At 53.2% G+C, this 7,297-nt stretch carries 6 protein-coding genes; 5 read left to right on the top strand and 1 reads right to left on the bottom strand.

Features of this window, described 5'->3' with window-relative positions; all coding sequences use genetic code 11:
* The coding region (locus tag IQ260_RS24505) for a lipid-A-disaccharide synthase-related protein (RefSeq protein ID WP_193995700.1) at window positions 1-1,112 on the top strand (1,112 nt) is incomplete at its 5' end.
* Between the two features lie 34 nt (window positions 1,113-1,146).
* On the opposite strand, the gene ilvN is transcribed toward IQ260_RS24505, so the two are convergent.
* Window positions 1,147-1,677, bottom strand: a complete 531-nt coding sequence (gene ilvN / locus IQ260_RS24500) for an acetolactate synthase small subunit (RefSeq protein ID WP_193995699.1) — start codon at window positions 1,675-1,677, stop codon at window positions 1,147-1,149.
* Between the two features lie 186 nt (window positions 1,678-1,863).
* Between ilvN and IQ260_RS24495 the strand changes: the two genes are divergently transcribed.
* The 4 genes from IQ260_RS24495 to IQ260_RS24480 all read left to right on the top strand — a co-directional run.
* Window positions 1,864-3,075 carry a hypothetical protein gene (locus IQ260_RS24495; RefSeq protein ID WP_193995698.1) on the top strand — a complete coding sequence of 404 codons (1,212 nt, stop codon included), beginning with the start codon at window positions 1,864-1,866 and terminating at the stop codon, window positions 3,073-3,075.
* A 111-nt stretch (window positions 3,076-3,186) separates the two neighbouring features.
* Complete coding sequence (locus IQ260_RS24490) at window positions 3,187-6,141, top strand: MFS transporter (RefSeq protein ID WP_193995697.1); 2,955 nt, start codon at window positions 3,187-3,189, stop codon at window positions 6,139-6,141.
* Window positions 6,142-6,250: 109 nt separating this feature from the next.
* A complete protein-coding gene (locus IQ260_RS24485; protein ID WP_193995696.1) occupies window positions 6,251-6,835 on the top strand; it encodes a Crp/Fnr family transcriptional regulator in 585 nt (194 codons plus the stop codon).
* A gap of 61 nt (window positions 6,836-6,896) precedes the next feature.
* A partial coding sequence (locus IQ260_RS24480; RefSeq protein ID WP_193995695.1) for a TVP38/TMEM64 family protein occupies window positions 6,897-7,297 on the top strand: 401 nt, incomplete at its 3' end.

The following is a 7,297-nucleotide window of genomic DNA, read 5'->3' as shown; positions in this document are numbered from 1 at the left end:
GAAAATTGGGCGTTGAGATTATTGGGCCGACAAAACAAATGCCCTCTGGTGGATTTATCTATATGGATAGTCAGCAGCTGGCGCGAGATCTGCGAGGGGGGTTATTGCAGTTAACCATGGCTCAGCTGCAAGCCATGGGCCAATGGCTGCGGTCAGACGATGTGGTTCTGGCAGTGGGGGATATTGTCCCGTTGCTGTTTGGCTGGTTAAGTCGCCGTTCCTACGGGTTTGTGGGGACAGCCAAGTCCGAATATTACGTTCGAGATGAGCAGGGGCAGTGTTTAGAGCGCTCCACCCTGTTCGATGTGCTGGATTTTCAGCGCAGCTGTGTTTATATGCCCTGGGAACGATGGCTGATGCGGCGTAGTGTCTGTGTGTTTCCTCGGGATGGGATCACGACTCGGCAACTGCGGCACTGGGCGGTGGATGCCTATGATGCAGGCAATCCGATGATGGATGGCTTCTCGATTGCAGCGGCGGGGCCTAGGGCGGCTCATGGGGGGGATGCCCGGTCGGGTCTGACGGTTCTGCTATTGCCGGGGTCTCGCGCGCCGGAAGCCTATGAAAACTGGCAACGATTGTTGCAGGGGGCGGCTGATATTATTCGGCATGCCGATCAGCCGGTGACATTTTTGACGGCGGCGGCTCCCACATTGGAGCTGACAGAGCTTAACCGGTGTGTGGTGACCCATGGCTGGCTGGCCGTCGCGCCAGGCTATGGTCAGGGCTATTTTCAGGAAAAAAACCGACTGCTAATTGAGCCAGGGGCGTTTGTGGACTATGCACATCGGGCGGATGTAGCGATCGCAACTGCAGGTACCGCCACTGAGCAGTTTGTCGGTTTAGGTAAACCGGTGCTCACCCTACCGGGACACGGGCCTCAATTTACCCCCAGCTTTGCCCAAGCTCAGGCCCGCCATCTGGGTCCCTCAGTTACCCTAGTCCAGCAACCTGAGCAGGTGGGGCAGGCCCTCCTGGCCATTTTGAATGATCCAAAACAGCAGGCTGAGATCTACAAAAACGGCCAGCACCGCATGGGGCCACCGGGGGCTGGCAAACGCATTGCTGAAATCTTGGTCAAAACCCTGCTAGCTGAGCGTAGCCGAAGCTAGCGGTACTCAGCCTGCTAGCTGAGCGCAGTCGAAGCTAGCCAATCATGGCAGTCGCCGTTGCCTGGGCCTTCAAATATTCCGTATTCACCCCAGACTCACGGGTGAGGGCAATTTTACCAGTGCGGGCAATTTCCCGAATGCCAAAGCGTTCTAGAACCTGGACGATGGCCACCATCTTACCGGGGTCGCCCACCACTTCGATGGTCAGCGACTCGTCTGACACATCCACGACGCGTGCCCGAAAGATCTGAGCAAAGTTAATAATTTCTGAGCGGGTGCTGTTGGTGGCATTGACCTTGAGCAGCATCAGTTCGCGCTCGACACAGGGTTTTACCGTAATGTCATTGACCTTGAGCACATTAATCAGCTTGTAGAGCTGTTTGGTCAACTGCTCAATCACACCGTCGTCGCCCGGAACCACCATGGTGATGCGGGAAATTCCTGTCTGTTCAGCAGGACCGACAGCCAGACTCTCAATGTTAAATCCACGACGGGCAAACAGTCCGGCAATCCGGGAGAGAACGCCTGCTTCGTCTTCGACCAAAACAGAAAGGGTATGTTTCATGGGAGCAACAATAAGGGATAGCCCATTATTTTATGGCAGAACTTTGGCTTGTGATCGTTGTCTTGATGCAATGCAATCTTCCCGAAATTGAGGACAGCTGACGAAGCTTTTATACAAGCAGCAGTTTAGAAGCCGTTAGATAGCCAACGGTCGCCATTCATCAACTCCTCTTGGAATCACACAGACATGGGTAGTAAACATATATTGTTAGTTGGAGTCAGTGCCGGGGAGCTAGCAACAGAACATGGAGAGGGTTCACCTGCGATCGCAAATGTTACCGCCCTCAAAGAAACGTTTTTAGAGCTTGAAGAGCTGCGCCAGGATCAAATCACTACCCTAATCAATCCCACTCTCAAAGAGCTGCGTCATGCCATCGTAGTGATGACCTATCGCTGTCGTCGGGGCGATGTCTGTTTGATCTATTACACGGGCTGTGGCGTGATGGACACCACCGGCACCTTTTATCTGCCCGCCCACGATACGCAGCTGGAGGCAATCACCACAACGGCTGTTTCTAGCGACTATATTCGTCAGGTCTTGCCCTCCACCAAAGATAATTTGCAGCGGGCGATGATTCTGGACTGTCTATGGGGCGCTCTGCCCCCTCAGTCGGAGCAGAGTCAGTCCCAGAGGCGGAACCCAGTCCAGGAAGTAGGCCAGATCGGCGACCGAGCAATAGAACAAGCAGCCCCTCCGGTCCACCAGGGTGCACGTTTGGCAGACTGTAACTGCACCCTATTGACGGCCATGGGCAGTGCAACTAATCCCTGGCCGATAACGGATCGGGGTCTATCGCTCTATACCCAATCTCTAGTTGAGGGCATGGCCAGCGGTCTAGCTGACGTTGATGCCGATGGAGGCATCTCCAGCCGCGACCTGCAGACCTATCTAGAACAGACCCTGGCAATGGCTAACACCCAGCTCTTACCCATTGCCACCTATGGTGATGATGCCCACAGACCGATGCTGCCGGTGCCCACATATTCTCCTGAGCGTGAGTACCGCCGTAGTGTCGAAGACTATGCCCATCGCCATCGGGGGTATATTCCCCCTGAGTGTCGTGACATTCTTGAATTTCTGCGGCACCAGCTGGGAATTACCCAGGGCCAAAGTCAGGCCATTGAAGCTAAGGTCATGGCGCCCTATGCCAAGCATCGAGAGAATTGCGATCGCTACCGTCACGCTTTGACAACAGCCCTAGCCCTAGAAAATCCCTTAGACCAGCCCCTCAAGAAATGGTTGCGGCATCTCCAGGGAGATCTCGCCCTTAGCCACCAAGATGTGTCCACCATTGAGGCTCAAATTCTTGATCAGCCTCACACCCACAGCCGACTGCCCCAGTGGCTCACCCCCGTAGATCTGCCCCAGCTGCCCGCCTCTAGTCCCAACGGTCATTAAACGGTTATTACCGATCTTTGGCTGATTCTGTTGGTTTGCTATTGATGATTATCGAATGATCCGGTAGCGTCTTTGGCATGATCGTCATCAGCTTTATTGGCCCGTTTGCCCATGCGCTCAGAGCTTTCCTCGTCTCCATCCCCCCGGCTCCAGAAAATTTTTGCAGTGCTTAACCTGCGTGCAGAAGATGGGCATCGCACCCTGCTTCTGTTTGCCTTCTATACCCTCATGTCCATGGGGATCATGTGGCTGGAGCTAAGTTCAGCAGCGCTTTTTTTGGCAGAACATGGGGCAGAAACGCTACCGCTGATCTATCTATTTACAGCCTTAGTTGGGGTGAGTTTGGGCAGCATCTATTCCTGGCTCCAGCGGCTATTGCCTCTGCGTCAGGTGATTGTGCTGATTGCCCTGATGATGACCCTCCCGATTATTTTGTTTCGCATTGGTCTGGGGGTAGAAGTATGGGCACCGCCGACTATTTTTGCCATCCGACTATGGATGGAAGCCATCACCAACTTAAACGAACTTAATCTGTCGGTGTTGGCCAATCAGCTTTTTAATATTCGTGAGATTAAACGCACATTTCCCCTGATCAGCAGCGGTAATTTAGTCGCCGATGTCCTCAGCGGCTTTACCCTTTTTATCTTGCTGATCTTTTTGGATGTTAGAAGCGTTATTTACCTGGTCATCGGCATCATGCTGGTGGCCACAGGTATCTTGTTTTATATCAGTAACACTTACGAACATGCGTTCCCCGATTCCAAACGGCGTACGGTTGAAGTCTCCAATGTAAATTTTTCCGCTAGACGGTTACGTAAGCTAATTCAGCGGTATGTACTGCTGTTGCTGAGCTTTTTTATCATTGCCCAGATGCTGCTGTATCTGTTGGAGTTTCAATATCTCCAACAGCTAACGGTACAGAATTTTAGCGTTGACGACATGGCCAGGTTCCTGAGCATTTTTACAGGTGTGTTGGGTCTGACGGAACTGGTTACCCAGCTTTTCACCTCTAGCCGTCTGATTGAGCGCTTGGGATTGTTTATTACGGCCGGAATTTTACCCGCTGCGATCGCGATTTTTAGCTGTCTATGTCTGGTGATCAGTTTGCCTGCCTTGGCGGGGGCCGCAGGATTGTTTGTCGGTTTGGTTGTACTCAAATTTATTGATGAATGGCTGCGCTACACGATTGTGGCCAGCAGCCGTCCGGTGCTATTTCAGCCGGTGCCCGCCCAGCGACGGGCCAGGGTGCAATCGCTGGTGGGGGTGGCCGAGGCGGTGGCCATTGGTCTGGTGGGTATCGCGATTCTGCTGGTCCTCACACTGGCCGATCATCTTAATTGGCGGGGGGACAAAATATTTTTACTGATTACCTTAGGGCTATCGCTACTTTGGTTGGGAAGCATTTTCTTGTTGCGATCGCAATACCTAAATCTGTTAGTCCTGACCGCTGAGCGGGGGTTACTGAGCTTTTCCGACGCTAGTTTGCGGGTATTAAAACAAGCCATTATCGAAGCCCTGGACAAACCTGGTCCTGAAGCCGACAAACGCTCCTTGATTGAGCTACTCACCCAGATCGAACCCCGCAGCATTAGCGAAGTCCTAGCCCCCATGTTAAGCGAGCTGTCCCCAGGGTTACAGCAGCAAAGCTTAGAAACCATGCTGGTCTATCCAGATCCCACCTTTACGGGCTATGTGGACGCGCTGATTTCGCCGTCCCAGGAACCGCCGATTTTAGCCTTGGCCGTACGCTATGTCTGGCTCACCCAAACAGATGCCGATATCAATAAGCTTAAACCCTATCTAAAAAGCAGCGTTGATCCGGTGGTGCGGGGGACCGCTGCCTCGATGATGCTCAAGCGGGGAAGTCCTGCCGAGCGGGCCAGAGCGACCTACATTTTGCAACAGATGCTGACCCATGGAGAGGAGCGGGAACGGGTCATGGGGTGTCGCGCCCTGGGAGAAGCCGAATATATGCAGGGGCTACGGCTGCATGTGCCCAATCTGTTGCAGGACGACTCGCTGCGGGTCCGGCGGTCGATGATCGAAGCAATTGCGGCCACCCGTCTCGAAGAGCACTATCCGTCGCTGCTTCAGGGTCTGCGCTATAAGTCCACGCGAGAGGCGGCGATGCAGGCTCTGGTGAACCTTGGCGATGAAGCGCTACCCATGTTGATGCGGGTGGCTAGCGATCGCTACCAATCTGACACGTTGCGGCACCAGTCTTGGAACGTGATTGGTCGCATCGGTACCCTCAGGGCTCTCAATCTACTGGCCTCTAATCTGATGACATCCTGGGGCACATCGCGTCGCTGGATTCTACGAATTTTGGTCAAACTCTTGGATGATCCAACATTACGCCGATCGACTGACATTGAGTTAGCCCTCGATCAGCTGGGTCGCCAAGGGGTGGAAACTCTGCTGAACCAGGAATTACAGTTTGTTGGCCAGCTGTGCAGTGGTCTGGTGGATTGTGCTGAGGACAAAGCTCCGGGTGACACCTTTGACTGGCTGCGACGGGCAGTGCGGGACATGCGGACCGATGCCATGGAGCGAATGTTGTTACTGATGCGATTTCTCTATCCCTCTTCCACAATTCAAGCGGCAGAACTGAGTTTAGAAGGGTCCGCCAGCAGTCGCGCTCGGGGCTTAGAGATTTTAGACAACACGCTTGATATTCCAGCCAAACGAGCTATTCTTGCCCTGTTTGAGCACTCCAGCGAGGCCGCCACCATGACCGCCCTTAGTACGCTGGTGGCCTATGAGCCCATGCCCCCCAAAGGCCGCTTAGGTCAGCTGATGGAGATCAGACATTTTCTATCGGACTGGGCCTTAGCCTGTTGTTTCCATGTGGCTCGTGCCGAACGCTGGCGCATTGGGACTGACCATGTGATTGCCTCCCTACGCCACCCGGTGAGTTTTGTCCGTGAGGCGGTTTTAAGTTATTTAGATATGGCCTCGCCCCGAGCCTTGGAATCCCTGCTGCCGCTGTTAGAAAACGATCCTGATCCGCTGGTGGCCGACCAGGTGCAAAAAATGATGCAAAAACATCGGTTTACCGTTGGCTGAGCGTAGTCAAAGCCAACGGTAGTCTGTCGGGCAGTTGCGGGGATAGGTGCGATGTAATGTAGGATGCGGTTAAGTTTGTCAAAGTACACTGCTCTAAGCCAGGTTTACTATGCTTACCAGCGTTGATCGTTTATTGTTTGTGCGTGCTGTCCCGATCTTTACAGAACTGCGGGATGATTTTTTGGTGCGGCTGGCGTCGATCATGGATGAGCTGTCGTTTCCGGCTAACCATCGAATTTTTAGAGAGGGGGAAGAGGGCCGTTCGCTTTATATTATGGTGTCGGGTCGGGTGCGGGTGCATTTGCGATCGCAAGAGCTCACTACCCTAGAAAAAGGCACCTGCTTTGGTGAAATGTCCCTGTTTGATTCTGAGCCGCGCTCGGCGTCGGTGACCACCATTAATGCCTGTGACTGTCTGATCCTCACCCAGCAGCAGCTTTATGAGGCCATTGATGAAACGCCCGGTATCGCTGTCAATATTATTCGGCTGCTGTCTCGCCGGATTCGCGAAATTAATAAAGAGCGTAACCGACAGCCTTCGACTCAGGAAACAACTATTTCACCGATCTTTCAAGATGCACTCCAAGATGTCACTAGCACCGCCAGCAGCCAGGTAACAACGACACCTCGACCGGCCAAGGTGCCATCACCAGCTCAGCCAATCATCGAATATGAAAGTCCTTGGCCCTATTAGTGCCCCTAATAAATGCCTCTATTAATGCCCTTATAACTATTGATAATACCGAGACTGGTTCATGACTCAGAAAACACGTCAATGGTTACGTCTGGTGGGGATTGCGATCGCAACCATCCTGCTCATCTGGGTGATTCAACGCTACGGCATTAGCCAGCTACGGGCCAATGTTGAAACCCTGGGCGTTTGGGCACCGCTAGCTCTATTTTTTCTACGATTTACCAGCGTTGTTATTCCCGCCTTGCCAGGAACTGCCTACTCTGTATTAGCCGGAGGACTCCTAGGTTTCTCCCAGGGACTGGCCGTCATTTGCCTGGCCGACATCTGCTCCTGCAGCCTCAGCTTTTTTCTATCGCGTCAGTTTGGTCGCAGCTTTGTCAAGAGACTGATTGGTGAAAAATTTATCGCCCGTGTCGATACCCTGAGTCAAAAGCATCTAGAGCGCAACTTCTTTCTGATGAC

Origin of the sequence: Leptolyngbya cf. ectocarpi LEGE 11479 (assembly GCF_015207065.1) — a bacterium.
GTDB lineage: Bacteria > Cyanobacteriota > Cyanobacteriia > Phormidesmidales > Phormidesmidaceae > Leptothoe > Leptothoe ectocarpi.
This window is presented reverse-complemented; position numbering and strand designations above follow the sequence as displayed.

What these genes read in the sequence shown, in the direction of transcription:
- ilvN (WP_193995699.1), bottom strand. Translation starts at nt 1,677, where the DNA reads ATGAAACATACCCTTTCTGTTTTGGTCGAAGACGAAGCAGGCGTTCTC.
- IQ260_RS24495 (WP_193995698.1), top strand. Translation starts at nt 1,864, where the DNA reads ATGGGTAGTAAACATATATTGTTAGTTGGAGTCAGTGCCGGGGAGCTA.
- IQ260_RS24490 (WP_193995697.1), top strand. Translation starts at nt 3,187, where the DNA reads ATGCGCTCAGAGCTTTCCTCGTCTCCATCCCCCCGGCTCCAGAAAATT.
- IQ260_RS24485 (WP_193995696.1), top strand. Translation starts at nt 6,251, where the DNA reads ATGCTTACCAGCGTTGATCGTTTATTGTTTGTGCGTGCTGTCCCGATC.